This window comes from Streptomyces viridiviolaceus, assembly GCF_014650995.1.
In the GTDB taxonomy this organism is placed as follows: domain Bacteria; phylum Actinomycetota; class Actinomycetes; order Streptomycetales; family Streptomycetaceae; genus Streptomyces; species Streptomyces viridiviolaceus.
Window position 1 is genome coordinate 1 of record NZ_BMWA01000024.1, and the last position, 25,404, is coordinate 25,404.

A 25,404-nucleotide genomic window follows, 5' to 3' on the forward strand; every position below is an offset into this window, starting at 1 on the left:
TGCACGTGACCGCGAAGGACCTGGGCACGGGCAAGGAGCAGAAGATGACCGTCACCGGCGGCTCCTCGCTGCCGAAGCAGGACATCGACCGCATGATGCGCGAGGCCGAGCAGCACGCGGAGGAGGACCGGCGCAGGCGGGAGGCCGCCGAGACCCGCAACCAGGCGGAGCAGGTCACGTACCAGACCGAACGGCTGCTCACCGACAACGCCGACAAGATCCCCCCGGACGTCAGGAGCGAGGTCGAGGCCGCTCTGGCGGAGCTCAAGGAGACCCTCAAGGCCCAGCCGGCCGGCGGCGAGGACCCGGCGGCTCTGCGGCAGGCCACCGAGAAGGTGATGGCGGCGGCCCAGAAGGTGGGCACGGCCATGTACGCGCAGGCCCAGGGCCGGCAGACGGCCGCCGGCGGCGCGGGCGGGGGCGAGGCAGGCGCCGCAGGACAGGACGAGGAGGTCGTCGACGCGGAGATCGTCGACGACGACAAGCGGCAGGAGGGTCGAGGATGACCCGCCCGAGCGACATGCACCGCACAGGCAAGAACCCGCTGACGCTCATCCACGACGACCGGCGGCGGGAGCCGGGAGCCAGCCTGGAGCCCCGCCGCCGCGGCGACGTGGAACCGGCCCGGCAGACGCACCCGGCCGTCGGCGAGGCCGATGCCCTGCGGGCGCAGCTGCGCGAGCTGACAGCGGACCTGCGGCGCGTGACGTCCGAGTTCGACAACTACCGCAGGCGGGTCGTCCGGGACCGCCGCGCGGTCGGCGAGGTGGCCGTGGCCAACGTGCTCACCGGTCTGCTCCCCGTCCTCGACGCCATCGACCAGGCGCGTAGGCATGGAGACGTCACCGGCGGATTCCAGCGCGTCGCCGAGGTGCTGGAAGGCGAACTGGCGGCCCTGGGACTGCAGCCCTTCGGCACTGTCGGCGATCCCTTCGACCCCGCATGGCACGAGGCTGTCTCCTGCACCCACTCCGACCAGGTCGAACAGCCCACCTGCACCGCGATCCTGCGTCCCGGGTACCGCGTCGGCGGCCAACTCCTGCGGCCCGCTCAGGCCCAGGTCACCGAACCACCGGCCGGACGGTGACGCGCCCCCGCCGCGCCCCGGCCGTCGTCCGCAAGCACCGAGGCCGCCGATGGCACGCGTCTCCCCACCGATGGAATGAAAAGCGGTTCCGTACCGGGACGGTGGGACCGCACGGTGCCGGCGCCCCGCCAGGGTCTGGACGACCCCCGCAGCCAACGTCCCGGTCAGGTGACGGAGGCGGTTCCATGAGCACCCCGACACGTTCGCCGGTCAATTCGCACAACGAGTGGGACCCGCTGGAGGAGATCATCGTCGGGCGTCTGGAGGGCGCGACGATTCCCTCCGGTCATCCGGTCGTGACCTGCAACGTCCCACCGTGGGCCGCACGGCTGCAAGGGCTTGCCGCCGGCTTCAGGTATCCGCGCGCACTGATCGAACGCGCGCAGCATGAGCTCGATCAGTTCATCGCCCTCCTGCGGTCCCTTGGCGTCACGGTCAGGCGGCCGGAACCGGTGGACCACCGCAGGCGCTTCGGCACGCCCGACTGGTCGTCACGCGGTTTCTGCAACACGTGCCCGCGGGACAGCATGCTGGTGATCGGCGACGAGATCATCGAGACCCCGATGGCATGGCCGTGCCGGTATTTCGAGACCCACTCCTATCGCGCGATCCTCAAGGACTACTTCCGGCGCGGCGCACGCTGGACGGCGGCACCCAGGCCGCAGCTCACCGACGAACTGTTCGACCCCGACTTCCGTGTCCCGAAAGCCGGCGAACCGATGCGTCACATCCTCACCGAGTTCGAGCCGGTGTTCGACGCGGCGGACTTCGTCCGCGCGGGACGCGACCTGTTCGTGACGAGGAGCAACGTCACCAACCGCATGGGCATCGACTGGCTGCGCCGCCACCTCGGACCCGGCTACCGCGTCCACGAGATCGAGAGCCGCTGCCGTACACCCATGCACATCGACACGACCTTCCTCCTGCTCGCGCCGGGCAAGGTCCTGGTCAATCCCGAGTACGTCGACATCGACCGCCTCCCCGACCGCCTGGACTCGTGGGACATCCTGGTCGCCCCCGAGCCCGACCCGATCGACGACCGCCTGCTCAAGATCACCTCGATGTGCGGCAAGTGGCTCAACATGAACGTTCTCATGATCGACGAGAAGCACGTGATCGCGGAACGGCACCACACCGGCATGCTGCGGGCCCTGGAAGGCTGGGGGTTCGAGCCGGTCCCGTGCGACCTGCTGCACTACGCGCCGTTCGGCGGCTCCTTCCACTGCGCGACGCTCGATGTCCGGCGGCGCGGCACGCTCGAGTCGTATTTCGACTGATCCCGGCTGCGCCCGGTCACCTGGTCGGGGTGCGGTCCGCTCCGCACCGTCTCTCGCATGGCGGGTCATCGGCCGGCGGGTGAGCATGGGTGATGCGCAGGGTTCCGGCCCGGGTGGGCAGCGGGTGCCACAGGGCGCCTGGCGTGAACGGGCGGGTCAGGCGCCGTCGCCCCGTCCGACTCGTCCTCCGGGGGCCACCATGTCCCAGCCTCGCCGGCATCAAATCCCACTCGGCCCGGTTCGGCGATCACGGGTGGTACCTCTGCCCGCCCCGGACGAGGTACGCCACGTCTCCGGGGCCCGGATCGGCGGGCAGCCGGTCCCGTGAGTACCCGCGGAACACGCCTGTACCCGCTGAGGCTGACCGTCACGGCGAAGCCGCTTGTCTTCGGTGGTCACGCGATCGCCCGCCGCCTCGGCAAGACCGGCATCCCGGACTGGAGCATCGCGGAGACCTGGGAGTGCAGCGACGTCACGGGCGCCGGCGGCGTGGTGACCGACGGCCCCCTGGCCGGCCGGTCCTTGCGCCAGGTGGTCACCGAGCACCCCGAAGCACTGATGGGCACCGGGTGGTCCGGCCGGTACTTCCCCGTACTGACCAAGTTCATCGACGCCACCGGCGCCCTGCCCGTGCATCTGCACGCCGACGACGCGAACGCCCAGCGTCTGGAAGGGCAACGCAACGGCAAGACCGAGGCGTGGCACATCCTTGACGCGGCACCCGGCGCGACCGCCCTGTGCGGTGTCAAGGACGGTGTGACGACCGACCGGCTGCGCGCCGCCCTGGAGGCACAGGACTTCGACGCCGTCCTTCGCCGTCTGCCCGTGCGCGCGGGAGAGACCCTGTACGTGCCCGGCGGCACCCTGCACAGTTTCGGCCCGGACACGCTGGTGTACGAGATCGAGCAGACGTCCGACATCCAGCAGCACGCGATGCGCTGGAACATGGAGGACGGCTCTCCCGTGGGCGACGCGGAGTTCGGCTCCAACCTCGACATGCTGATGCAGCAGGTCGACCTGGAGACCAGACCGGACTTCACACCCGGCCTGAGCGTCGCCGTGGGTGACGGGGTGGAGCGGGTCTTCTTGTGCGCGGGCCCGTACTTCGCTCTCGAACGCTGGCGTGCCGGCACGGCGGAACCCTTGCGGCACTCCTTCGCCACCGCGCAGATCCTGTCCAACGTCGGCTCCCCGGTGCGGGTACGCACGGGCGCCTGGAGCGAAGAGCTCGGCCGCGCGGAAACACTGCTGCTGCCCGCGGCCTGCGGGGAGGTGGAGATCGCCGGGCCGGCCGACGTCCTGTTCGGCTACCTGCCCGACCTCGACCGCGACGTCCGCGGTCCGCTGCGCGAGGCCGGCCACCCACTCCAGCTCATCGGCACGCTCGGCGGGAGCACGGACACCCGGGCAGAGGCGATCCGATCCGCGAACCTCGGTTGATTACCGGTGTCTTACGGGGCGCCCGATCCCGTACCCCGGCCGGGCGGGGACGTGTTCGCTGAACGCATCATGGAGTCGGCCGGTCGCGGCCGGTCCGCTCGTCCCCTTCAGGAGGTCCTGGTGTCCCGCCTGTCCCGCCGTACCGTCGTGCCCGCCGTGCTGGTCCTGGCCGTCGCCGCCGGTTTCGTGCTCTACCTTTTCCAGCCCTGGAAGGCGTTCACCGACACGACGGTGAACGAGGCCCTGCCGGCGTCCTCAGCTCCCACGGTGGCGGACGGGCCGCGGATGAAGGACGACGCCGGGGCCAAGGGCGACGAGGCACCGGTGAAGGACACCGGACCGGAGGATCTCACGCAGGGCAGCTTCGTCAGCCACGAGCACGACACCAGCGGCACCGCCCGTACGCTGCGGCTCGCGGGCGGCGGGCAGGTACTGCGGCTGGAGGACCTCATGACCTCGGCAGGCCCGGATGTGCGGGTCTATCTTTCGACACGGGACGCCGACACGGTGAAGGCGGGACTCGGGGAGGGGGCGGTGGAGCTGGGGAAGCTCAAGGGCAACCTGGGCAACCAGAACTACACCGTCCCTGCCGCCACGGATCTGTCCACGTTCCGCAGCGCCGTCATCTGGTGCAAGCGGTTCTCGGTCTCCTTCGGCGCCGCCGACCTCGCCCCGGTGAGGAGCTGACCCTTGAGCACCCGATCCGCCCCCGGTCCCAGTACCACCCACCGGGTTCTCGTCGTCGAGGACGATCCCACCGTCGCCGAGGTCGTCACCGGCTATCTGAGCCGCGCCGGCTACGAGGTCGAGCATGCCGCCGACGGCCTTGCCGCGCTGGAGTCGGCCATGGCCCTGCGCCCGCGGCTGGTCGTCCTGGACCTGATGCTGCCCGGGCTGGACGGCCTGGAGGTGTGCCGCAGGCTGCGGTCGGGCGACGGGCCGCCGGTACCGGTGGTGATGCTCACCGCGCGCGGCGAGGAGGCGGATCGCATCCTGGGCCTGGAGTTCGGCGCGGACGACTACATGACCAAGCCCTTCAGCCCACGGGAACTGGTGCTGCGCGTGACGTCCGTACTGCGCCGCGCCGAGGCCCCGCCGCCTGCCGCGTCCTCTGCGGTCCTGCGGGCCGGTGACCTCGTCGTCGACCCGGCCGCCCGGCGAGTCGAACGCGACGGACGGGAACTGGCCCTGACCGGGCGCGAGTTCGACCTTCTGGTCTTCCTGCTGCGCCATGCGGGACGGGTGTTCTCCCGTGAGGAGCTGCTGCGGCACGTGTGGGGTTGGGAGTTCGGCGACACGTCGACCGTCACCGTGCACGTACGGCGGCTGCGCGAGAAGGTCGAGGACGATCCTGCTGCGCCGAAGTTGATCAGCACGGTGTGGAGCGCCGGTTACCGCTTCGACCCGCCCGCGGCTCCGACAGGGAACGGGGGCCTCCAGCCGTGATCGACATGCTGGTCATCGTCGTCCTGGCGGCTCTCGGTGCCCTGCTCGCCGGGCTGATCGCCGCTCCCGCCGTCACCCTGCTGCGCCGTCGTTCGGTCGTTCTGTCGATGTTCGCGGTCGCCGCGCTCGCCGTCGTCGCGATGGCGGCGGGCACGGTCGCGGTGGCGCTGGAGATGTTCCTGTCGGGGCACGACTTCCGCGTGGTGCTGATCGTGGTCGTCGTGTCCGGTCTGATCTCCCTCGGCGCTGCGCTGTTGTTCGGACGCCGCATCGCCGCGGGCAGCCGGGAACTGGCCGTGGCGGCACTGGGTGTCGGCAGTGAGACCGGCTTCGTGGCCCCCGCGGACCCGCCCACCTCCGAACTCGCCGCGCTCGCCGCCGCTTTGGAGGAGACCGGTGTCCGGCTGAAGGCCGCACAGGCGCGCGAGCGGTCACTGGACACCTCGCGGCGTGAGCTGATCGCCTGGATCTCGCACGACCTCCGTACTCCGCTCGCTGGGCTGCGCGCGATGGCCGAGGCCCTCGAGGACGGCGTCGCCCCGGACCCCGCGCGCTACCACTCCCGCATGCGCACCGAGGTCGAGCGGCTGTCCGGCATGGTCGACGACCTCTTCGAGCTGTCCCGTATCCAGGCGGGGTCCCTGGACCTCGTCCTGGCCCGGGTATCGGTCTACGACCTCGTGGACGACGCCCTGGCCACAGCGCGGCCGCTCGCGGACGAGCGGGGAGTGCGGCTGGTGGACGGTGGCACCGATGCCCTCCCGGTCCGTGTCGACGCGCAGGGCATCACGCGCGTGCTCGGCAATCTCCTGGTCAACGCCATCCGGGCGACACCGGCCGACGGAACCGTCGCGGTGAGCGCGCGCCGCGAGGACGACCTGGTCGTTCTCGCGGTGGAGGACTGCTGCGGCGGCATCCCGCAGCAGGACCTCCCGCACGTGTTCGACACGGGCTGGCGGGGCAGCCGGGCGCGCACCCCGCCGCACGGCCGCACCGCCACGACGGCCCCGGTGACCGATGCGGGCGCGCCGGACGGGATGAGGACCGCTGCCCGTGCCGCCAGGGGGCACCAGCGGCACGGGGACACCGGCGCCGGACTCGGGCTCGCGATCGTCCGTGGCATCGTCGAGGCCCACGGCGGGCGTGCCTCGGTCCACAACGCCACGGCGGGATGCCGCTTCGAGATCACCCTCCCGACCGTCGAGGCCCGAAGGCCTGAAGGGGTCGGGTGAGACCGGCGTCTTCGACCGCCGGGGAGTCGCCGTTCGGCTCAGGTGGCGGGCGCGTTCTGTTCCAGGCGGGCGCGCAGGGTCGCGGCGAAGTCCTCGGCGCGGGCCAGCTGGACGCGCAACTTGTCGACCTGCTCCGCGGCAGCCCGTTCGTACCCGCGCACACGCTCCAGAAGAGCCTCGCGCTCGTCGGCGTCCAGGCCCGTGCCGGCGTCGAGGCGGTCGGTGGCTTGCAGCAGGTCCCGCATCTGCTCCAGCGTGAAGCCCAGCGGTTTCAGGCGGCGGACGACCATCAGGCGGGCGTCGTCGGCACGATCACGGCCATGGTCGTCTTCGCCAGGCGGGTCGCCCGCCTCGCCGAGGTCACGGCCGTCACCGACCCCGACGGCACGTGCGTGGTCTACCGGGTGACGGGTGAACTCTTCTTCGCCTCGTCCAACGATCTCGTCGGCCAGTGCGACTACGCCGCCGACCCGGACAGGGTCGTGATCGACCTGAGCGCGGCGCACATCCGGGACGCCTCCTCCGTCGCAGCCCTGGACGCCATCGAGACGAAGTACGCCCAGCGAGGCAAGACCGTCGAGATCACCGGCCTGAACAAGCACAACGCCCACCTGCACGGCAAGCTCAGCGGCGAACTGACCCCCGGCCACTGACCGGCCGTCTCCGCGCCCCGAGAGGACCCCGGCCCGCCGGGGTCCTCCGCGCCTCGGATCCGCTGACCGTCACCCTTCAGGTGGCGTGCTGGTGGGCGCGGGTGTATGCGCCCCATGCCCCGTGGGGCCCTGTCACTGGCCGACCCTTCCGTCGATGCACTCACGCAACAGGTCGGCGTGCCCGCAGTGACGGGCGTACTCCTCGACCCTGTGCACCATCAGCTCCCGAACCGCGATCCCGTCCTTCCCCACGCGCTCGCTCAGGTCCGGGTGCTCGGCCAGCGCGGCGTCGGTCGCGGCCTGCTCGCGTTCCAGATCGACGTACGCGGCGTCGACCACCGCCGGCTTGGCGACAGCTCCGTCGAAGTCCGCGTCGCGCTCGCCGTACAGCTTCGGCAGCGGATCGCCGTCGCTGATCCAGTTGCGCCAGTCCCGCTCCACCTCGGCGAGGTGCCGCACGAGGCCGAGCAGTGACATCGTCGACGGCGGAACCGACCGACGGGCCAGTTGCTCCGCATCCAGGCCCTCGCACTTCATCCGCAGGGTCGTGCGGTAGCCCGACAGGAAGTCCTGGAGCGTCGCGAGCTCGCCGTCCGGACTCGCTCCTTCGCTGTGGCGTGGGTCGTCGTCCGGGTCGACCCACATGTCGGGGTGGACGGTTGCCTGGCTCCATCGCGCGGGCTGATCACTCATGTGCTCCATGTTCGCCGGTGACGGCTCGAGTTCGCTACCGAGTTCTCTCTCCTCGCAGCAGGGAGCCGGCGTCAGGTCGGGGCTCCGGCCTCGGTGACGAGTCCCCGATCTCTTCATGGAACAGGGCGGTTATCCGCTGGACAAAGCACCGGCAGGCAGCGAGCGTTGACGGAATGCGACAAGAGGAGATCTGGGACGCACACGCTGCCCAGCGCTATGACACGCCCGGAGCCGGCATGTTCGCGCCCGAGGTCCTGGGTCCGGCCGTGGACCGACTCGCCGAGCTCGCAGGGCAGGGAGCAGCGCTGGAGTTCGCGATCGGGACCGGCCGGGTAGCCGTCCCACTCGCCGGGCGAGGAGTTCCCGTCACCGGCATCGAGTTGTCCTTGCCGATGGTGGAGCAACTGCGCACCAAGGTGGACGCGGCGACGATCCCCGTGGTCATCGGCGACATGGCGACCGCTGTCGCCCCCGGGACGTACACCCTCGTCTACCTCGTCTACAACACGATCTCCAACCTGCTCACCCAGGCCGAGCAGGTCGAGTGCTTCCGTAACGCCGCCCGCCACCTCGAGCCCGGTGGCCGGTTCGTGGTCGAGCTCTGGGTACCCGAGCTGCGCAAGCTTCCGCCGGGCCAGAAGGCCACCGTCTGGCAGTCCGACCCCGGGTACATCGGTCTGGACACCTACGACGTCTTGCGTCAGCACGTCGTGTCGCACCACTTCAGGTTCGACGAGACCGAGCAGGCGCAGCTGTTCCGCAGCCCGCACCGCTACATCTGGCCGGCCGAACTCGACCTCATGGCCCAGCTGGCGGGGTTCGAACCGGAGAGCAGGCACGCGGACTGGGCCGGCGCCGCGTTCACCGCCGAATCACGTTCTCACGTGTCCGTCTACCGCATCCCGCCGACGCGATAGCCACCCACGGCGGGTCGGGACGACGGATCGCCCTGCTCCCCCTCGTGCGGGGCGGAGCAGGGCATTGGTCGGTCCGTGCGCCGGTCAGGGCTTCCGGGCGAGTCCGCCGTGTTCGGCGATGACCTCCGAAGTGGGCGAACCGGGCTCCGGACGCCACTGCGTGACCGGGACGACGCCGGGTTCGACGAGCTCCAAGCCGTCGAAGAACGTGGCGATCTCCTCGACGGTGCGGAGGTTGTACGGGACGGCGCCGCTGTTGTTGTAGGCGTCCTGAGCCTGCTCGAAGACCGGATCGACACCGCGTGATCCGTCGTTGACGGAAAGGTAACTGCCCGACGGCAGGCCGTCCATCAGCCTGGTGACGATGGAACGGGCCTGATCGTGGTCGGCGACGTGGCCCAGGATGTTGCTGAGGATCAGTGCTGTGGGCCGGCTGAGGTCGAGCGTCTCGGCGGCGGCCGCGAGGATGCGGTCCGGATCCGTCACGTCGGCATCGATGTAGGCGGTCGCGCCCTCGCGGGAGGAGTAGAGCAGCGCGCGGGCGTGCGCGAGGACCATCGGGTCGTTGTCGACGTAGACGATCCGTGCATCGGGAGCGAGTCGCTGGGCGACCTCATGGGTGTTCTCGGCGGTCGGCAGGCCGGTGCCGACGTCCAGGAACTGCCGGATGCCCGCCTCGGAGACCAGATAGGCGATGTTGCGGCGCAGGAAGGCACGGCTGCTGCGGGCGATGGTGACGATCCCCGGGAAGACGGCGGTGTACTCGTCGCCGGCCTCCTCGTCGACGGGGTAGTTGTCCTTGCCGCCGAGCCAGTAGTTCCAGATACGGGCGGAGTGCGGCACCGAGGTGTCGATCTTCTGGTGCGCCACCGGTTCGGGCGCCGTCGTGGGGTCGGTCATGAGTCGTGTCCGTCTTTCAGCCGAGGCGTGGATCATTCAAGGCACAACCTACGTCCGAACGACCTTCGCGCGCCCATCAGTTCGCGTTTCCGCGCACGGCCGGTCTCCGCACCGTGCGCTCGCGCCCCTCCGCGGGGTGGACGGCTCCCCGCGCACCTGGGACTTCGGCGTCGCCCCACTCGACGGGTGGTGCGTTCACACCGACGGACGCGTCCGACGTGGTGGCCGGCCCGACGTGGGTCGAGGTGACGAAGCCGCAGCCTGGCGGCGACCTGCGTCTGACGACGAGCGGCCGGTCAGCCTACGGGCGAAAGTGGTGACCATGAACCGTCACCGACGCCCACCCCGCCGGGCCCCATGGATCGCGGGCGGCGCCGCCGTGCTCGTCCTCGGCGGCATCGGCGTGTGGGTGTTGGTCGCCCCGGACGGCGGAGAACCCGAACCCGTGCCGTCGGCCTCCGCCGACCTGTCCCTGCCGACTCCGGCCCCGCTGCCGTCCTCGACGCCCACCCTTACGCCGACGGCATCGAGCACCGCACGGCCGAGGCCGAGCGGGACCCGGGAGTCCGCGTCGACCGAGACGGCCGGCCCACGGCAACCGGCTCCGCCCAGCGCTCGGGCGTCGCGCCCCGGCACCACGGCTGCCCCGCGGACCGCACGGACGCCCACAGGGTCGCCCCGCCCGTCCACACCGCCCCGCCCCAGCGAGGCAACCGGCAGACCGGTACCCGTACCGTCGCGCACCCGCACCGTGGTGACCCCACGGTCCACGGAACCACCACTGACGGCGCCCCACGCCACCAGAGCGACACCCGAGCCGCTCCCCCCGCCCTCCCGCCCCCGCACCACAACCAGCCCACCGACGACACAACCGCCGGGACCGACACCCCACCCCACCGAAGCAATACCCCGGCCCGTCGCCCCGTCCTCCCGCGCCCGCACCACCATCACACCACCGACCGCACAACCGCCGATGACGACACCCCATGCCACCGGAGCGACACCCGACCCCGTACCGAAACCGCCCAGTGCGTCGGCCCCACGGCCCCCCACACGGAAGTCCGCGTCCCCTGCACCGACACCGAGCGGCAGCAAAGCGGCTCCCACGACGTGGTACACCTCCTCGACCGCGCTGGCCGCCGCCCGGCGGATGGCCGCCGCGGAGGTGGTGGGCGATCCCGCCTGCTCCGTGGCCGCCGTCGGGCAGCTGGATCCGAACCTGCTGCCGCAGGCCGCCCGCATCGGCGTCGGGCAGAGCGGCCGCTACACCTGCCTCATCGTCTGAGGTCAGCCGTCGGCATCCAGGCGCGGGCCGCGGAGACGAGGGCCTTGATGCCGGTGGTCAGGGTGGGTTCGATCACGGGGGCGTAGTGGGGGGAATGGTTGGACGGAAGGCTGCGCGCGATGCGTTCGATGCCTTCGAAGTCCCGGGCGTGCGCGAAGGCCGCCGGATCCGCTCCGCCGAGCAGCCAGTAGACGCACGGGGCGTCCGCCGCGTCCGCCAGGATGCCGACGTCTTCGCTGCCGGTGACCGGGCCGGGATCCACGACCAGACCGGGGCCGAGGACGGTGGCGAAGGCCTGCTGGGTGAAGGTGCAGGCTTCCGGGTCGTTGTGGACGGCGGGAAACGATTCCGCCACGGTGATCTCCGGCTCGCGGGGAGCGCCGGAGGCTGCGGACTCGGCCCGGACGATGCGTTCGACGGCGGACAGGACGGCGTCCCGTACGGCCGCGTCGAAGGTGCGGACGCTGAGGTGCATCTCGGCCCGGTCCGCGATGATGTTCCCGCGGGTGCCGGCGTGCAGGGCCCCGACCGTCACGACGGCTGTGGAGGAGCCGGCCACTTCGCGCGAGACGATGCCCTGGAGGCGCATCACGGTCGCCGATGCCATGAGGACGGGGTCGACGGTGACTTCCGGACGTGATCCGTGTCCGCCCAGGCCGTGGAGCACGACGGACAGGGAGTCCGAGGCGGCGAACGCGGGACCGGGGCACAGCCCGAGGAATCCGGCCGGCAGCGGTGCCACGTGCTGGCCCAGGACGACGTCCGGCTTGCCGAAGCGGTCGTACAGGCCGTCGTCGACCATCGCCTGCGCACCGCGGCCGGTCTCCTCCGCGGGCTGGAAGACGAGCATGGCGGTGCCGCTCCAGGCAAACCGCTCTCCGGCCAGTTCGGCCGCTGCTCCGAGGAGGCAGGTGACGTGCATGTCGTGGCCGCAGGCGTGCATGAGGGGCACGGTCGTGCCGTCGCTGTCGGTGCCGTGGGCGATGCTGGCGTAGGGCAGGCCGGTCCGTTCCCGCACCGGAAGGGCGTCCATGTCGGCTCGTAGGAGGACCGTGGGCCCGTCGCCGTTGCGCAGCAGGCCCACGACTCCCGTGCCGCCGACCCCGGTCGCGGTGTCGTACCCCAGGGCGCGCAGCCGGTCGGCGACGATCGCTGCGGTGCGTGTCTCCTGGAAGGCGAGTTCGGGGTGCGCATGGAGGTCGCGGTAGACGGACGCGAGATCCGTCGCCGTGGTTGCTGCCGGCATTCGTGTCTCCCCAGGCTCGAGGTGGTCTCAGTGGTCCGGGGGCAGGTGGACGTCTGCCCTGACGCATTGCCGGTACTGTTCGCAGGTTTCACCTCATACCATCACGAAGCGCCGGGCGCACGGCCTGCGACCGCACGCCCGGCGCCCCGCAGGCCGGTGCTCAGCCGGCACCCTCCGCTGCCGTCCGGGAGGGGCCGGGCAGGGCGTCGCGCACAGCGGTGGCCAGCTCCACGGGGTCGCCCGAGGCCTTGACGGGGTAGCCGTCGTGCTGCCGGTTCCAGGCGTTCTCGACCGTGAACCAGTCGATCGCGACCGGCGCCCGGCCGGTGACCAGAGCGGTCTCGAGGGAGTCGAGGTACTTCGTCCAGCGCATCGCGTAGAAGTCGGAGACCAGCCCGGACCACTCCCGGTTGGCGTAGTCCCGCAGACCGCCCGAGTCGCTGCCGGAGCGGTGGCCCCAGGTGGTGAGGATCGAGCGGGCGTCGAACTCGGCGGTGGCCCTCTCCGCCTTGGTGGTGCCCCAGGACTTGGCGTCCTCCAGCCACGGGCCGAGGAGGAACCGGGCGTCGGTGGCGAGCAGTTCGTCCAGCAGGGCGAGGTCGCTCTTCCACTCCAAGGCCCGCTCCCGGAAGCGGGGCAGGTCCTTGGCGTCGTAGGCGGCCTTGATCTGTGGGAGCAGGGTCCGGCTCCGGTTGGCCAGCGCCTGACGGGCGACGTCGACCAGGTCGAAGCGGTAGGCGTCGGTGGTGCGCAGTGCCGGTGCGACCTTCAGCAGCTCGATCAGCGCCTGGTGCACCGTACTCGGGTCGTAGCGCATCGCGCCGGGACTCCAGCTGGCCGCGTTGGTGGCGGTCAGCCGGGGACGGGCGGTGAAGAGACTGTCCTGCGCCTCGCTCCAGCTGCCGGACGGGGTGCTGTACGGGCCGCTGCGCAGCAGCTCCCACGCCTTGGCGGCATGTGGGTCGGCACCGCCGTAGCGGCGTTCCGCGTACTGGGCGAACCATGCCTCGTGGTCCACCGGCCCCGTGCGCCAGGCCAGTTCGGTGAACAGCTCGTAGGCGACGGGATTGCCGCCGGTGCCTTCCGGCAGATAGGCGATGCCCGACAGGGAGCTGCCGGGCTTGGTGCGCCATTGATCAAAGCGTTCGGCCCAGACGGCGGTGTTGGCGCCGATCGTGGTGTGGCCACCGAAGTTGGGGATCGTGCCGAACGCGTAGGGCGCGCCGTGCCAGGCGGCTTCTCGGTCGAGGCCGTCGTAGCGGTCGGAGAGGCCGTCGACGATGAGCAGCTTGCTCTTGTCGACGGCGTCGATCAGCTGCGTCGAGGGGTTGTTCTGCCAGCCGATCAGCGTCCAGACGGCACCGGGGTGCGCGGTCTGGAGCGCGTTCATCACGGCCTCGGCGGCGTCCGGGACGGGCACGTCCCCCGGTCGTCCGCCCTCGTGCAGCAGGTCCATCTTGTACATCGTGGAGTCGCCGAACAGTTCACGCTGGTGCCGGTAGAACGAGGCGGCGACCTTGGGGAACATCTCGCTGCGCGGGTCGAGCCAGTCGGGCCGCTCGAAGCCGACCCAGTCGCCCTGCGGGACGACCGGACCGGTCGGGTTCTTCTCCGTGAACTTCGGGGGCACCGTGCCGTAGTAGCCGGGCAGCACCGGGGTCATGCCCAGCCGGCGCAGGCGGTCCGCGATCCTGCGGCCGAGTTCCGCCCGCTCCTTCAGGAGCCGCTCGGAGACCGGGCCGCCGAAGCCGGACATGTTCTGCATCAGCCACCACGGCTGGTGCGCGGGCCCCGGAATCCAGGACCTGAGCTCGTCCTTGGAGTAGCCGAACTCCTGGAGGGTCTCGTAGTAGACGGCGTCGGCGCCCATCTGGACGAAGACCTCGTTCACTCCGTGCAGGGCGAGGAGATCGATCTGCCTCTCGTAGGAGGCCCAGTCGCGATATGCGCCGGAATAGCCGTCGTCGGTGTCGTTCAGCGCGAAGCGGTGCGGCACCGATGCGTCCTTGCGGACGGTGCCGGCGGGAGCGGGCAGGGTGCGGGGCAGCCTGGCCGTGCTCGCGCCGGGCCACCCGATGTCCACCTTGGCGGTGTACTTCAGGTACCAGTTGACGCCGCTGAGGATCACCGCGGGGCTGGTGCCCTGGACGCGTACGTCGCCGGCGCCGCCGGAGACGGTGAAGTAGTCACCGGTCTCGGGACGGCTCACCGGGACGAGGGTGAACTGCGAGACGTGGCGCGGCAGCAGCCGGGCGAGCGCTGCCTCGGCTGGTCGGGCGGTGAAGGGCGGCTTGCCCGGTGGAGCGGTCGTCGCGGTGGCGGGGACGCGACCCAGGCCCGTGGCGAGAAGAGCGAGGACGGTGGCTGCGCAGAGGGCAGCCCAGGTTCTGAGGCTTCTCACTGGTCACCTCAAGGGGAGTCGTTGACGACGCGTCCGTCAATTGGGCGGGAGTGACGTCCGCTCAGTCAAGCGGTGCGACGCGCCGGTTGTGGTTGCGTGCGGTGACCGGCGAGCGGGAGAGCCGGCGGCACGTCAGACGTTCCGCGGGAGCCGTCGGCCGCCGCGCCGACCGGCCCGGCGGCGTCCACCGCGGCGCGGGCGGCACGTCGAACGGCCGGCGGGCGCGGCCCGGACGGTGCAGCCGTCGCACCCGGCGCATGCGCTCGACACCGGCCGAAGCCGATCTGGCGGCCCGGCGGGATCACGAGCATTCCCGCAGGTGGGGACGGTGTGGGCCACGATGTCGGCGATCGGCCTAGGGTGGGGACATGGGCACCAGCGTGGTGACACTGTTCCTGTGCGGTGACGTGATGCTCGGGCGCGGCGTCGACCAGATCCTCCCGCACCCCGGTGACCCGGAGCTGCGGGAGGACTACGTACGGAACGCACGGTCGTACGTGGAGCTCGCGGAGCGGGCCGCCGGTCCGATACCCGCGCCCGTCAGCCCTTCGTGGCCGTGGGGCGAGGCACTGAAGGTGCTGGAGCGAGCCGCCCCGGAAGTCCGGATCCTCAATCTGGAGACCGCGATCACGAGCGACGGGGAGTTCGCACACGGCAAGGCGGTGCACTATCGGATGCACCCGGCCAATCTGCCCGCCCTGTCGGTGGCCCGGCCCGACGTCTGCGTGCTGGCCAACAATCACGTACTGGACTTCGGCCGCGGCGGCCTGATCGAGACACTCGACGCGTTGTCCCGGGCCGGCCTGCGGGTGGCCGGAGCCGGGCAGGACGCCGTGGCGGCCCGCGCACCGGCCGTGGTCCCCGTGGGCCCGGCCGTCCGGGTCCTGGTCTTCGCCATCGGCATGTCCTCCAGTGGCATCCCGCCGAGTTGGGCGGCCACCGAGGAGCAGGCCGGACTCGCCTACGTACCCGCGCCGACCGCTGCGGCGGCCGAGTCCCTGGTCCGGCGCGTACAGCAGGTGAAACGACCCGGCGACATCGCGGTCGTGTCCGTCCACTGGGGATCCAACTGGGGTTATCACGTGCCCCAGGCGCAGGTCCGCTTCGCCCACACGCTGGTGGACGGTGGCGTCGACATCGTCCACGGACACTCGTCGCACCACCCACGCCCCGTCGAGGTGTACCGCGACCGGCTGATCCTGCACGGCTGCGGGGACTTCATCGACGACTACGAGGGCATCGGCGGTTACGAGGAGTACCGCGACGACCTCCGCCTCGCCCACCTGGTCTCGGTGAGGGCCGACACCGGCCGGTTGGCCGCCGTGCGCATCGTGCCGTTGCTGGCCCGGCGGATGCGGCTGGAACCAGCGCCGGACGAGGACCGTGCCTGGCTGCGCGCGACGCTCGCCAGGATCAGCGACGGCGTGGACGTGGCTCTCGGCCCCGCCGGAACGCTCACGCTCGCCTGGCCCCACGGCACGCGCAGCGACCGGTGAGCGACGGGAGAAAGCACGGCACCAGGCCCGTCACCCGTGGTGCAGGTGGTCACGGAACCAGTCGGCGGCGGCCGCGGCGACCTCTGCCAGAGCGCCGGGCTCCGGGAAGAGGTGGGTCGCGCCGGGCACCACGTGGGTGGCATGGGGTGCGGACAGTGCTTCGGCGGCCTCGCGGTTCAGGTCGAGGACCGTCTCGTCGTTGCCGCCGACGATGAGCAGGACCGGGGCTCTGACCAGGGGCAGCGCATCGCCGGCCAGGTCCGGCCGCCCGCCCCGGGACACGACCGCGGCCACTGTTCCCGGTCGCTCGGCCGCCGCGACCAGGGCCGCGGCCGCTCCCGTGCTCGCGCCGAACAGGCCCACGGGAAGATCCGCGGTGTCCGGCCGTTGCCCCGACCAGTCGATCGCGTCGGCCAGCCGCCCGGCCAGCAACGCGATGTCGAAGCGGTGCTCTGCTGTCACCGCGTCCACGCGGTCTTCCTGCTCGGTGAGCAGGTCCATCAGCAGCGTGCCGAACCCGGCCCGTTGCAATTCGTGGGCGACCGCGCGGTTGCGGGGGCTGAGACGTGAGCTACCGCTGCCGTGCGCGAACAACACCAGCCCGCCTGCCCCGGGCGGGATCTCCAGGTCACCAGCCAGGTCAGCCTGTCCCGAGGGGACAACCACCGATTCCGAAACCATATGCCGTCATCCCTCTGGTTCCGTCCGACGAGCCGTACGAGTACCCCGTCAGGCAGCCCGACACCGATCGCGGCGCCCTTCGGTCACCGTACGGGTGCTGGGACCGGGCCCCGTAGGGGACATGGCAGGGGCGGCTCAGGGCGGCTCCCGGATGTTCGCGGCACCCCTGGACCGAGATCGTCTGGGTATGACGACAACGGGGACGACGAGGAAACCAGGGACGGGCAGGACCGGGGAGGACGGGGGAAGGGCGGCCGGGCCGCCGGCCGGCCGGGGGAAGGGGCGTCGCACCCTCAAGCGGGTCCTGTTCACCCTCGGCGCGGTGGTGACCGTACTGCTCGTCCTGCTCGGCGCCGGGTTCGCATGGCTGTGGACCGGCGCCGACACCAGCACGGCCGGCGAGACCTCGTTCACCGAGGAACTCGCCATCCCCCCGCTCGCCGAACCGACGCGGGTCGAGGCAGACGGCACCAAGGTCTTCGACCTCGCCATGCGCGCCGGCGAGAAGGAGTTCCGGCCGGGCCGGAAGACCACCACGTGGGGCTTCAACGGCGACCACCTCGGCCCGACCCTGCGCGCCGAACGCGGTGACAAGGTGGAGGTCAGAGTGCGCAACACCCTCGACGAGCCGTCGACCGTGCACTGGCACGGCATGCACCTGCCCGCGCGGATGGACGGCGGCCCGCACCAGATGGTGGCGCCCGGCGCCACATGGACCCCGCACTGGACGGTCGATCAGCCCGCTGCCACCCTCTGGTACCACCCGCATCCGCACGGCAGGACCGAGAAGCACGTCCAGCGCGGCCTCGCCGGGATGTTCCTGCTCGACGACAAGCGGTCCTCCGCCCTGCCGCTGCCGAAGAAGTACGGGGTCGACGACCTGCCCGTGATCGTCCAGGACGTGAAGTTCGACGGCGCCCGGTTCGACCACGGGCACCGCCTGATGCGGAACGTCGGCTTCCTCGGAGACCGCACCATGGTCAACGGCACCCTTGACCCCTACCGGGAGGTCCGTGACGAACTGGTACGTCTGCGGCTGCTCAACGCCTCGACGGCCCGGGTGTACTCCTTCGGCTTCGACGACGACCGGCGCTACGCGCAGATAGCGACAGACGGCGGACTCCTGGAACGCCCCGTGCAGACCCGTCGGCTGCAGCTCTCACCGGGCGAACGCGCCGAGATCGTCGTACGGATGCGGCCCGGCGAGCGCACCACCCTGCGCAGCTTTCCGCAGGACAACTACGGCGACGCCTGGAACACCCGGTTCGGCGGGGGCGACGACTCCTTCGACATCCTGCAGCTGCGGGCCGCGACGACGCTCCGTCCCTCGCCCGCCCTGCCCGGACGGCTGGGCGAGCTCGAGGTGCCGGACGGCTCGGAGGCCGTGCGCGCCCGGCACTTCGACCTGAAGATGTCCGGCATCAACGGACGCAAGATGGCCATGGACCGAGTGGACGAGACCGTCACCCAGGGCACGACGGAGACCTGGACCGTGCGCAACACCAACGGCATGCCGCACAACTTCCACGTCCACGACGTGCAGTTCCGTGTCCTGGAAGTCAACGGAGAGGCTCCACCGGCACACCTGCGCGGCGCCAAGGACACCGTCTTCCTGCCGAACGACACGACCGTGAAGCTGGCGATGCGCTTCGACGGGCAGCCCGACCCGGACACTCCGTACATGTACCACTGCCATCTGCTGTACCACGAGGATCTGGGCATGATGGGCCAGTTCGTCGTGGTCGAGAAGGGCGGGCGGGCCGGCCGGCCGGACCTCCCTGACGACGCACACGCGGCGCACTGACGTGATCCTCCGCACGGCGTGCCCCATGCCGACTCGGCGACTGCCCCGTCCACCGGGCTCGCCCGCCCCGGAAGCAAGGCCGCTCTGAGATTCGCAGCGCTCTCCGGCCGCTGTTCGCCCGGGAGCCCGACCGCTCCCGGGTCACCGTGCCCGCGTCCCGGGCGGCTCGGGATCGACGGGCCGGACCTGTGCCAGCAGGAGGGCGACGTCGTCGTGATCGTCGGGTTTCCGCAGGGCGTCCAGGAGCTCCTGGCACGCTCTCTCAAGGGGCCCTCGCCGGCCGGCGAGGGCCTGGAGCAGAGTGTCCAGTCGTTCGTCGATGGGGTGCTCACGGGTCTCGACGAGGCCGTCGGTGTAGAGGACGAGCTGGTCCTCCGGCCGAAGACCGAAGGCCGCGGTGTGGAACCGGACACCGCCGACGCCGAGCGGGGCTCCGGAGGGCAGGTCGAGCAGTTCCGGGCGCTGCCGGTGGCGGATGAGGACGGGGGGCAGGTGTCCGGCGTTGGCGATCCGGCAGAGGTGCTCGTACGGGTCGTACACGGCGTAGAGACAGGTCGCGATGTAGTGCTCCAGCCCGCAGGTGATCTTGTCGAGGTGGTGGAGGACCTCGTGGGGGGCCAGGTCGAGGTCGGCGTAGGCACGCGTCGCGGTGCGCAGTCGTCCCATGGTGGCGGCAGCGGCGATGCCGTTGCCCATCACGTCGCCGACCACCAGGGCGGTCTTGTCGCCGGAGAGGGGGATGACGTCGTACCAGTCGCCTCCGACCTCGCTGGACGCCTGGGCCGGCTGGTAGAACGAGGCCACCTCCAGGCCGGTGAGGCGGGGAGGGTGGCTGGGCAGGAGGCTGCGCTGGAGGGTTTCGGCGGAGTTGCGCACGCTCTGGTGCCAGCGGGCGTTGTCGATGGCGACGGCGGCTCGTGCCGCCAGTTCCCGGGCGAGGAGGACGTCGTCTTCGTCGAAGGGGACGGGGTTGCGGGCCCGCAGGAGGTCGAAGGCGCCGAGTATCTCGTTGTGGGCGATCAACGGAACCGCCAGGTAGGAGTGGACGCCGGCGCGGGCGAAGGCGGCTGCGGCGTTCTCGTCCCGCGCGATGCGCAGCAGATCGTCCGGGCCGGTGTGGGGCACGAACACGGGCCGGCCGGTGTGCACGCACTGGGTGAGCAGGCGGTCCGGGCCGTACGGGGCGACGTCCCCGACCTTGTCCGCGGCGCCGGTGATCTCGGTGGGGTAGGCGGCGGCGATGGCGAGGGCGCGGAATCGCTCGGGCCCGCTGTGGTGGCCGCCGTTCCGGCGGCAGGCCAGAACGCTGTCCAGGACATCGACCGCCGCCACGTCCGCCGGCTCGGGGACGGCGACGTGTGCCAGTTCCTGCGCCGTCTGCTCCACTCCCAGGGTCGTGCCCACGCGTGCGGAGGCGTCGGCGATCAGCGCGAGCCTGCGCCGTGCCCGGTCCGCCTCGGCCGTGGCCCGGTGGCGTTCGGTGACGTCGACCACCGAGTACGCCACACCGATCACCCGTCCGCCAGGCCCTTCGAGCCGGTAGTACGACACCGACCAGGCGTGATCGTTGTCGGGATCGGCGAGGGTGCGGCCGACGACGTACTGGTCGACCATCGGCGTGCCGGTCACCAGTACCTGCCGCATCACTGCCTCGATGGTGCCGACCTCGGGAGAGGTGTGGACGTCGTGCGGGTGCCGCCCCAGGTGGTCGGCGATGGGCACGCCGTTGATGCGTTCCAGGGCCGGATTGACCAGGAGGTAGCGCAGGTCGGTGTCCAGCAGCGCGATGCCGACGGGTGCCTGTGACACGAGCTGTTCGGACAGCGCCAGCTTGGTCTCCACTCGTTCCAGCACGCTCTGGTCGGCGGCGATCCCCAGGGCGTAGACGTCGCCGAGATCGTCCTGCAGCCGCACGTTGCGGAACTCCACCAGCCGTGTGCTGCCGTCCTTGTGCCGGATCGGGAACGCGCCGGCCCAGCTCTCCCCCGAGCTCATCACCCGGGCGAACAGCTTCATGGCCAGGTCCCGGTGCTCCTCGCGCAGCAGGAGTCGGGCCGCGTACCGGCCCAGCGCCTCATCGGCGCAGTAACCGAAGACGTCACTGGCCTGCGGGCTCCAGAAGACGATGCGTCCGACGTCGTCCAGTACGACGGCCGACACCCCGAGCAGGTCCAGCAGTCCCCCTGCCGACGAGGACCACGCCTGGGAGATCCCCAGTGCCGACACGTGGCTTTCGTACGAGTCGCGCCCATCCATTGTCCGAGCCCCCTTCCCTGCGAGCCCCAGGGGGTACAGCGCCAGCCGGCCCGTCCCTCCATGCTGCGCTCGACTCAGGCCGAGCACGAACGGGGGCCGCGCTCCGACCGGGGGTTCACAGCCAGTCCCGGCGTTTGAACACGATGTACAGGCTGGTGCACACCAGGGCCATCAGGGCGATGGCGAAGGGGTAGCCGAGTATCCAGTGCAGTTCGGGCATGTGGTCGAAGTTCATGCCGTAGACGGTGCCGATGAGGGTGGGCGCGAAGAGGATGGCCGCCCAGCTGGAGATCTTCTTGATCTCGTTGTTCTGCGCGTGGCTCGCTTCGGCCAGCGCCTTCATCTCCTCGTTCTGTGCCTGGGAGACGAGGGTGGCGTTGAGGGTGAGGATGTCGCCGAGTATCTGCCGGAAGCCGTCCACGCGCTCGGCGACGGTGGTGGCGTGGTCGGCGACGTCCCGCAGGTAGCGCTGCAGTTCCTCGCTGGTGCCGTACTTCTGGAAGCCGGCCTCCAGCCCGCGCATGATGGTCAGCAGCGGGCGCGTGGCGCGCTGGAAGTCGACGACCTCGCGGGAGAGTTCGTAGATGCGGCGGGAGACCTTCGGGTCGCCACCGAAGACCTCGGTCTCGATCTCGTCGATGTCGTTCTGCAGGCCGGCCACCACGGGCGCGTACCCGTCGACGACGGCGTCCAGAATCGCGTACAGCACCGCCTCCGGACCCATCGCGAGCAGTACCGGGTCGTCCTCCAGGCGCTTGCGGACCGCGCCCAGGTCCGGGGCCTGGCTGTGGCGGACGGTGAGCACGAACTCCGGGCCGACGAAGATGTGGATCTCGCCGAAGTCGACCTCCTCCGTCTCGTCGAGGTAGCGGGCCGAGCGCAGGACGACGAAGAGGGTGTCGCCGTAGCGTTCCAGTTTGGGCCGCTGGTGGGCGACGATGGCGTCCTCCAGGGCCAGCTCGTGCAGCCCGAACTGCTCGGCGGCCTGCCACAGCTGCTCCGGAGTGGGGCGGTACAGCCCGATCCAGGCCATCGTGCCCGGCTCCCCCGGCAACTGCCGGTAGATCTCCGCCAGCGAGGTGTGGGCGTCGACGCGCCGGCCGTCGCGGTAGACCGCCGCGTCGACCAGGCTGCGCTCCAGGGGGACCCTAGGGGGCTCGGCCTCCGTCCACGAGTCCATCGAGTGCTCGGGTGCCGGGTCCGCTCCGCCGTGGCCCGGGTGGCCGGACGGACGCAGCGGCCACTTGCCCGCGCGGGCCGCGCGCGCTCGCCAGTCGGACATGAGCGCACCTCCAGTGGAGTACCCGGACCTGGTCCGCCGGGTGGTCCGAGCGGGTGGCACCTCGCCGGGCGAGGTCGGTGAGGCCCGAAGGACGGCGGGAACGAGCCTAGGGGCTCCCGCGTCGCCGCGCGATGCGGCGGCCCGGATCGGCCGCTTCCTTCCGAGGGAGGCGTGCATCGGCCAGGTGGCCGGAACGAGGAGGACGGCGGCCGGCCGCGAAGCCGCGGCGACAGGCACGCACCCAGCGATCGGGCGCGGTGGGCGCAGTCGCCGCTGCCGGTCGGGGCGACGGGGCGCGCCGGGGTGTATTCAGGACATATGTTTCCTCGGCGATTCAGCAGAGATCCCCGCCGGCCGGGAAAACCGCGTCACGCGCTGCTGGCCGCGCCGATCGCGCTGATCGCGACCGTAACGGTGGTCGACATCCTCGCCCCGCCCAGCGTCCACCTCGGGCCCTTCCTGGTCGCGGCCCCCGCTGTGACGGCGTCGTTCGCAGGCCCCCGGGCGACCGGATGCATCGGCGCGATCGCCGTCCTTGCGCAGGCGGTGGTGGCGATCGTGCGCACCAGCCTCATCGATCTGAACCACAGCTTCCAGCTCATCGCTCTGATCCTCATGTCCGTCCTCGTGACCTTCTTCGCCTACTGGCGAGAGCGCCGTGAAGGGGAACTGACGCGGCTGCGCTCGGTGGCGACGGCCGCGCAGGATGTGGTCCTCAAGCCGCTTCCGCACCGGATCGGTCCGCTGCGCATCGCCAGCGTGTACCTGGCCGCGGAGCGCGAGGCACAGATCGGTGGCGACCTCTATGCCGCCGCCCGCACCGCGCACGGAACCCGGATCGTCATCGGTGACGTCAGGGGCAAGGGTCTGGAGGCGGTCGGTGATGCCGCGCTGCTCCTCGGGGCGTTCAGGAGCGCGGCGCACAGGCAGTCCGACCTCTCCTCTCTGGTCGCCTTCCTGGAGGGAACCGTCTCCTCGGACCTGGACGACCCCGCGGCGGCCGAGGACGAGAACCGGGGCGAGGCGTTCATCACTGCCGCCGTACTGGACGTTCCCGACGACGAGCCGGCCCTCCGCCTGATCAACTGCGGGCACCCTCCGCCCCTGCTGCTGCGCCGCGGCGAGGTCGGCGTGCTGGATGTCCGGCGCCCCGCGCCGCCCCTGGGCCTCACCGAGTTCGTGGACGCCGAACTCTTCGTGGAAAGGTTCGCCTTCGAGCCCGGTGACATCGCCCTTCTCTACACGGACGGTGTCATCGAGGCCCGCGACCGTGAGGGCACCTTCTACCCGCTCGCCGACCGCGTGACCGGCATGGCCTCCAAGGGGCCGGACGCTCTGCTGACCCACCTGCGCAGGGATCTGTTACGCCACGCCGGCGGTCATCTGGGGGACGACGCCGCCATGGTGGCGATCGAGCGTCTGGCGGGGTCGTCGTGAGCGAAGTCCCGCACGCCGGCCGCCGCGCTCTGCGTGGTCCGGGCCGGCGGGCAAGGTCGGCAAGGCGGGGCGCCACGTCCTCATCACGGCAGGACGCCGAGGTGCGCCCGGCCTGCCGGCCCGGCAGTGCCGGCACACAGGGGGCGGGGGCCGTCCTTCACGAGGGTGCCTGCCGCCCGAACTGTGCGCCCGCTTCACCCTCGCGGACTCCGCCTGCGGCGCGGCGCCCCGGCCGGGCCGAGCCTGATCTCACGTCCCTGCCAGCGTCTCCTCAGCCACCGGTCGTGACTGGCCACGACGATCGCGCCGGGCCCGGGGCCGAGGGCCTCCTCCAGCTCGTCGCACAGCCGCGGGGACAGGTGGTTCGTCGGCTCGTCGAGCAGGAGGAGGGCGGGCGGACGCGCGACCAGCAGCGCCAGGGCGAGCCGGCGCCGCTGGCCGACGGACAGGTGGCCGACCGGCTTGTCCAGGTCCGCCTCGTGCATCAGGCCCAGTGCCGCCAGGGGAACCGCCTCGGCACGTGCCGCACCGAGCGTGAGTTCGTAGGTGTCCCGGACCGTGCGCTCCGGCCGGTCGAACACGGTGTCCTGAGCCAGCATCCCCACGGTCAGTCCGCGCCGCCGCCGGACGTCGCCCTGTGCCGTGAGCCGCCCGGCGAGCACGGCCAGCAGCGTGGATTTGCCCGTCCCGTTGCCGCCGGTGACCAGCAGACGTTCCGTGGCCGACACCTCGAGGTGGTCCACGGCCAGACGCCCTGGTACCCGCACGTCGCGCAGCTCCGTGAGGGTGCCCTCCTCCGACCGGACGGCGAGCGCCGTACGCCGGAACCGCAGTGCTTGCGGCGGCCGGGCGACCTGCGTGCGCTCCAGTTCCTCCAGCCTGCGGGCCGCGTTGCGCACCCGCCGTGAGATCTGTTTCTGGACCCGGCCGGAGCGGTGCCCGTAGCCCATCTTCTCGTTGTCGGGGCGCTCTCGGTGAGGGGCGACGGCGTGCGCGGTGACACCGGCCGAGTAGCGCAGCGCCTCGATCTCCTCCTGCTCCTCGGCGTAGCGCCGTTCCCAGCGTTCCCGCTCCGCCCGCTTCTCGGAGAGGTACGCGCTGTAGTTGCCGCCGTGGCGCACGGGGCCGTCCACCGCCGGGTCGAGGTCGATCACGTCCGTGCAGACGGCGTCGAGGAAAGCCCGGTCGTGACTGGCCAGCAGCACGGCGCCGGGCAGCTCGCGCACCTGCTCCTCCAGGAAGGCGGCGCCGCTGTCGTCGAGGTGGTTGGTCGGCTCGTCCAGCAGCAGCGCCGAGGGCCGTCGGACCAGCAGGGCGGCGAGCGCGAGCCGGCCGCGCTGCCCGCCGGAGAGCGACGAGAGGGTGCGGTCGTGTCCGACCGCGCCGAGTCCGAGCCCGTCGAGGACGAGCGCCGCGCGCCGGTCGGCGTCCCATGCCTCCTTCTCCTGAGCCCGCTCCAGTCGCCTGCCATAGGCGTCGAGCAACGCCGCGTGGCCCGGCGATCCCTCCGTGGCACGGGCCAGCTCCGCGGAGAGGAACTCCAGCTCGGCGAGGTCCTCGCGGGCCTCGCGCAAGGCGTCGTCCAGGACGTCGGCGATGGTGGATGCCGCGTCGAACGGCATCTCCTGATGGAGGTAGCCGAGGTCGGCCGGGCGCGTGACCCGGCCGGCGTCGGGCTCGTCCTCTCCGGCGAGCAGACGCAGCAGGGTCGACTTGCCGACGCCGTTCTCTCCGATCAGTCCGATGCGGTGACCGGGGGACGCGGTGAGGGAGACGCCGTCGAGCACCCGCTTGCCGCCGAGGGTGCGGACGAGGTCGTGGGCGAGCAGGGCTGGTTGCGGCATGACGGTACGTCCCGGGTGATCGGTGTG

Annotated in this window: 20 protein-coding genes and 2 pseudogenes; 13 read left to right on the plus strand and 9 right to left on the minus strand. The window is 71.4% G+C overall.

The window, feature by feature from the left end; translation table 11 throughout:
* From IE260_RS29830 to IE260_RS29860, 7 genes are all read left to right on the plus strand, one after another.
* Window positions 1–506 (plus strand): Hsp70 family protein (locus tag IE260_RS29830; RefSeq protein WP_189877463.1); only part of this gene is annotated, 506 nt, incomplete at its 5' end.
* The gene (gene grpE, locus IE260_RS29835; protein WP_189877465.1) at window positions 503–1,087 is read left to right on the plus strand and encodes a nucleotide exchange factor GrpE; all 585 of its coding nucleotides are present in this window, start codon (window positions 503–505) and stop codon (window positions 1,085–1,087) included. The genes IE260_RS29830 and grpE, both read left to right, overlap by 4 nt.
* Window positions 1,088–1,272: 185 nt before the next feature.
* Window positions 1,273–2,364 carry an amidinotransferase gene (locus IE260_RS29840; RefSeq protein ID WP_189877467.1) on the plus strand — a complete coding sequence of 364 codons (1,092 nt, stop codon included), beginning with the start codon at window positions 1,273–1,275 and terminating at the stop codon, window positions 2,362–2,364.
* Between the two features lie 324 nt (window positions 2,365–2,688).
* Window positions 2,689–3,804: a class I mannose-6-phosphate isomerase gene (locus IE260_RS29845; protein WP_189877469.1), complete on the plus strand. Its 1,116-nt coding sequence runs from the start codon at window positions 2,689–2,691 to the stop codon at window positions 3,802–3,804.
* 120 nt (window positions 3,805–3,924) lie between these two features.
* The gene (locus tag IE260_RS29850; RefSeq protein ID WP_229881414.1) at window positions 3,925–4,491 is read left to right on the plus strand and encodes a DM13 domain-containing protein; all 567 of its coding nucleotides are present in this window, start codon (window positions 3,925–3,927) and stop codon (window positions 4,489–4,491) included.
* Between the two features lie 3 nt (window positions 4,492–4,494).
* Window positions 4,495–5,250: a response regulator transcription factor gene (locus IE260_RS29855; RefSeq protein ID WP_189877471.1), complete on the plus strand. Its 756-nt coding sequence runs from the start codon at window positions 4,495–4,497 to the stop codon at window positions 5,248–5,250.
* A complete protein-coding gene (locus IE260_RS29860; RefSeq protein WP_189877473.1) occupies window positions 5,247–6,482 on the plus strand; it encodes a sensor histidine kinase in 1,236 nt (411 codons plus the stop codon). Before IE260_RS29855 ends, IE260_RS29860 begins: the two co-directional genes overlap by 4 nt.
* A 38-nt stretch (window positions 6,483–6,520) precedes the next feature.
* On the opposite strand, the pseudogene IE260_RS29865 reads toward IE260_RS29860, so the two are convergent.
* Window positions 6,521–6,787: pseudogene (locus IE260_RS29865) on the minus strand (MerR family transcriptional regulator); the annotation flags it as partial.
* Between IE260_RS29865 and IE260_RS29870 the strand changes: the two are divergent.
* A pseudogene (locus IE260_RS29870) lies at window positions 6,782–7,135 on the plus strand (STAS domain-containing protein); the annotation flags it as partial. The pseudogenes IE260_RS29865 and IE260_RS29870 sit on opposite strands and share 6 nt — an antisense overlap.
* A 132-nt stretch (window positions 7,136–7,267) precedes the next feature.
* Here IE260_RS29870 and IE260_RS29875 read toward each other — a convergent pair.
* Window positions 7,268–7,828 (minus strand): DinB family protein, encoded by a 561-nt coding sequence (locus tag IE260_RS29875; RefSeq protein ID WP_189877474.1) that lies wholly within the window; start codon window positions 7,826–7,828, stop codon window positions 7,268–7,270.
* 173 nt (window positions 7,829–8,001) lie between these two features.
* Here IE260_RS29875 and IE260_RS29880 point away from each other — a divergent pair, with 173 nt between their 5' ends.
* Window positions 8,002–8,745 carry a class I SAM-dependent DNA methyltransferase gene (locus IE260_RS29880; protein WP_189877476.1) on the plus strand — a complete coding sequence of 248 codons (744 nt, stop codon included), beginning with the start codon at window positions 8,002–8,004 and terminating at the stop codon, window positions 8,743–8,745.
* Window positions 8,746–8,829: 84 nt separating this feature from the next.
* On the opposite strand, the gene IE260_RS29885 is transcribed toward IE260_RS29880, so the two are convergent.
* Window positions 8,830–9,645, minus strand: coding sequence for an SAM-dependent methyltransferase (locus IE260_RS29885; RefSeq protein WP_189877478.1), 816 nt, complete (start codon window positions 9,643–9,645; stop codon window positions 8,830–8,832).
* 1,150 nt (window positions 9,646–10,795) lie between these two features.
* Between IE260_RS29885 and IE260_RS42680 the strand changes: the two genes are divergently transcribed.
* On the plus strand, window positions 10,796–10,930 hold the full coding sequence (locus IE260_RS42680; RefSeq protein ID WP_268254949.1) for a hypothetical protein: 135 nt from the start codon (window positions 10,796–10,798) through the stop codon (window positions 10,928–10,930).
* Here IE260_RS42680 and IE260_RS29890 read toward each other — a convergent pair.
* Together IE260_RS29890 and IE260_RS29895 are read right to left on the minus strand one after the other, a co-directional pair.
* Entirely contained in the window at window positions 10,920–12,176 is a 1,257-nt protein-coding gene (locus tag IE260_RS29890) for an amidohydrolase (protein ID WP_189877480.1), read from the minus strand. The genes IE260_RS42680 and IE260_RS29890 overlap by 11 nt on opposite strands.
* Before the next feature lie 160 nt (window positions 12,177–12,336).
* The gene (locus IE260_RS29895) at window positions 12,337–14,577 is read right to left on the minus strand and encodes an alpha-N-acetylglucosaminidase (protein ID WP_189877482.1); all 2,241 of its coding nucleotides are present in this window, start codon (window positions 14,575–14,577) and stop codon (window positions 12,337–12,339) included.
* A 368-nt stretch (window positions 14,578–14,945) separates the two neighbouring features.
* Between IE260_RS29895 and IE260_RS29900 the strand changes: the two genes are divergently transcribed.
* On the plus strand, window positions 14,946–16,073 hold the full coding sequence (locus IE260_RS29900; RefSeq protein ID WP_189877484.1) for a CapA family protein: 1,128 nt from the start codon (window positions 14,946–14,948) through the stop codon (window positions 16,071–16,073).
* Window positions 16,074–16,103: 30 nt separating this feature from the next.
* Here IE260_RS29900 and IE260_RS29905 read toward each other — a convergent pair whose 3' ends face one another.
* Window positions 16,104–16,754, minus strand: coding sequence for a dienelactone hydrolase family protein (locus tag IE260_RS29905; protein ID WP_189877486.1), 651 nt, complete (start codon window positions 16,752–16,754; stop codon window positions 16,104–16,106).
* A 187-nt stretch (window positions 16,755–16,941) separates the two neighbouring features.
* Here IE260_RS29905 and IE260_RS29910 point away from each other — a divergent pair, with 187 nt between their 5' ends.
* The gene (locus tag IE260_RS29910; protein ID WP_189877493.1) at window positions 16,942–18,558 is read left to right on the plus strand and encodes a multicopper oxidase family protein; all 1,617 of its coding nucleotides are present in this window, start codon (window positions 16,942–16,944) and stop codon (window positions 18,556–18,558) included.
* A gap of 141 nt (window positions 18,559–18,699) precedes the next feature.
* On the opposite strand, the gene IE260_RS29915 is transcribed toward IE260_RS29910, so the two are convergent.
* The gene (locus tag IE260_RS29915) at window positions 18,700–20,814 is read right to left on the minus strand and encodes a SpoIIE family protein phosphatase (protein WP_189877495.1); all 2,115 of its coding nucleotides are present in this window, start codon (window positions 20,812–20,814) and stop codon (window positions 18,700–18,702) included.
* A 115-nt stretch (window positions 20,815–20,929) separates the two neighbouring features.
* Complete coding sequence (locus IE260_RS29920; RefSeq protein ID WP_189877497.1) at window positions 20,930–22,096, minus strand: magnesium and cobalt transport protein CorA; 1,167 nt, start codon at window positions 22,094–22,096, stop codon at window positions 20,930–20,932.
* 318 nt (window positions 22,097–22,414) lie between these two features.
* Between IE260_RS29920 and IE260_RS29925 the strand changes: the two genes are divergently transcribed.
* Entirely contained in the window at window positions 22,415–23,533 is a 1,119-nt protein-coding gene (locus IE260_RS29925; protein ID WP_189877499.1) for a PP2C family protein-serine/threonine phosphatase, read from the plus strand.
* A gap of 194 nt (window positions 23,534–23,727) precedes the next feature.
* Here IE260_RS29925 and IE260_RS29930 read toward each other — a convergent pair whose 3' ends face one another.
* Window positions 23,728–25,377, minus strand: a complete 1,650-nt coding sequence (locus IE260_RS29930; protein WP_189877501.1) for an ABC-F family ATP-binding cassette domain-containing protein — start codon at window positions 25,375–25,377, stop codon at window positions 23,728–23,730.
* Window positions 25,378–25,404: the final 27 nt, after the last annotated feature.

Excerpts from the sequence above, each read along its gene's own strand:
- IE260_RS29885 (WP_189877478.1), bottom strand. The coding sequence starts at position 9,645 with ATGACCGACCCCACGACGGCGCCCGAACCGGTGGCGCACCAGAAGATC.
- IE260_RS29915 (WP_189877495.1), bottom strand. The coding sequence starts at position 20,814 with ATGGATGGGCGCGACTCGTACGAAAGCCACGTGTCGGCACTGGGGATC.
- IE260_RS29930 (WP_189877501.1), bottom strand. The coding sequence starts at position 25,377 with ATGCCGCAACCAGCCCTGCTCGCCCACGACCTCGTCCGCACCCTCGGC.
- IE260_RS29900 (WP_189877484.1), top strand. The coding sequence starts at position 14,946 with ATGGGCACCAGCGTGGTGACACTGTTCCTGTGCGGTGACGTGATGCTC.
- IE260_RS29880 (WP_189877476.1), top strand. The coding sequence starts at position 8,002 with ATGCGACAAGAGGAGATCTGGGACGCACACGCTGCCCAGCGCTATGAC.
- IE260_RS42680 (WP_268254949.1), top strand. The coding sequence starts at position 10,796 with ATGGCCGCCGCGGAGGTGGTGGGCGATCCCGCCTGCTCCGTGGCCGCC.
- IE260_RS29910 (WP_189877493.1), top strand. The coding sequence starts at position 16,942 with ATGACGACAACGGGGACGACGAGGAAACCAGGGACGGGCAGGACCGGG.
- IE260_RS29905 (WP_189877486.1), bottom strand. The coding sequence starts at position 16,754 with ATGGTTTCGGAATCGGTGGTTGTCCCCTCGGGACAGGCTGACCTGGCT.
- IE260_RS29920 (WP_189877497.1), bottom strand. The coding sequence starts at position 22,096 with ATGTCCGACTGGCGAGCGCGCGCGGCCCGCGCGGGCAAGTGGCCGCTG.
- grpE (WP_189877465.1), top strand. The coding sequence starts at position 503 with ATGACCCGCCCGAGCGACATGCACCGCACAGGCAAGAACCCGCTGACG.
- IE260_RS29875 (WP_189877474.1), bottom strand. The coding sequence starts at position 7,828 with ATGAGTGATCAGCCCGCGCGATGGAGCCAGGCAACCGTCCACCCCGAC.
- IE260_RS29925 (WP_189877499.1), top strand. The coding sequence starts at position 22,415 with ATGTTTCCTCGGCGATTCAGCAGAGATCCCCGCCGGCCGGGAAAACCG.
- IE260_RS29890 (WP_189877480.1), bottom strand. The coding sequence starts at position 12,176 with ATGCCGGCAGCAACCACGGCGACGGATCTCGCGTCCGTCTACCGCGAC.
- IE260_RS29840 (WP_189877467.1), top strand. The coding sequence starts at position 1,273 with ATGAGCACCCCGACACGTTCGCCGGTCAATTCGCACAACGAGTGGGAC.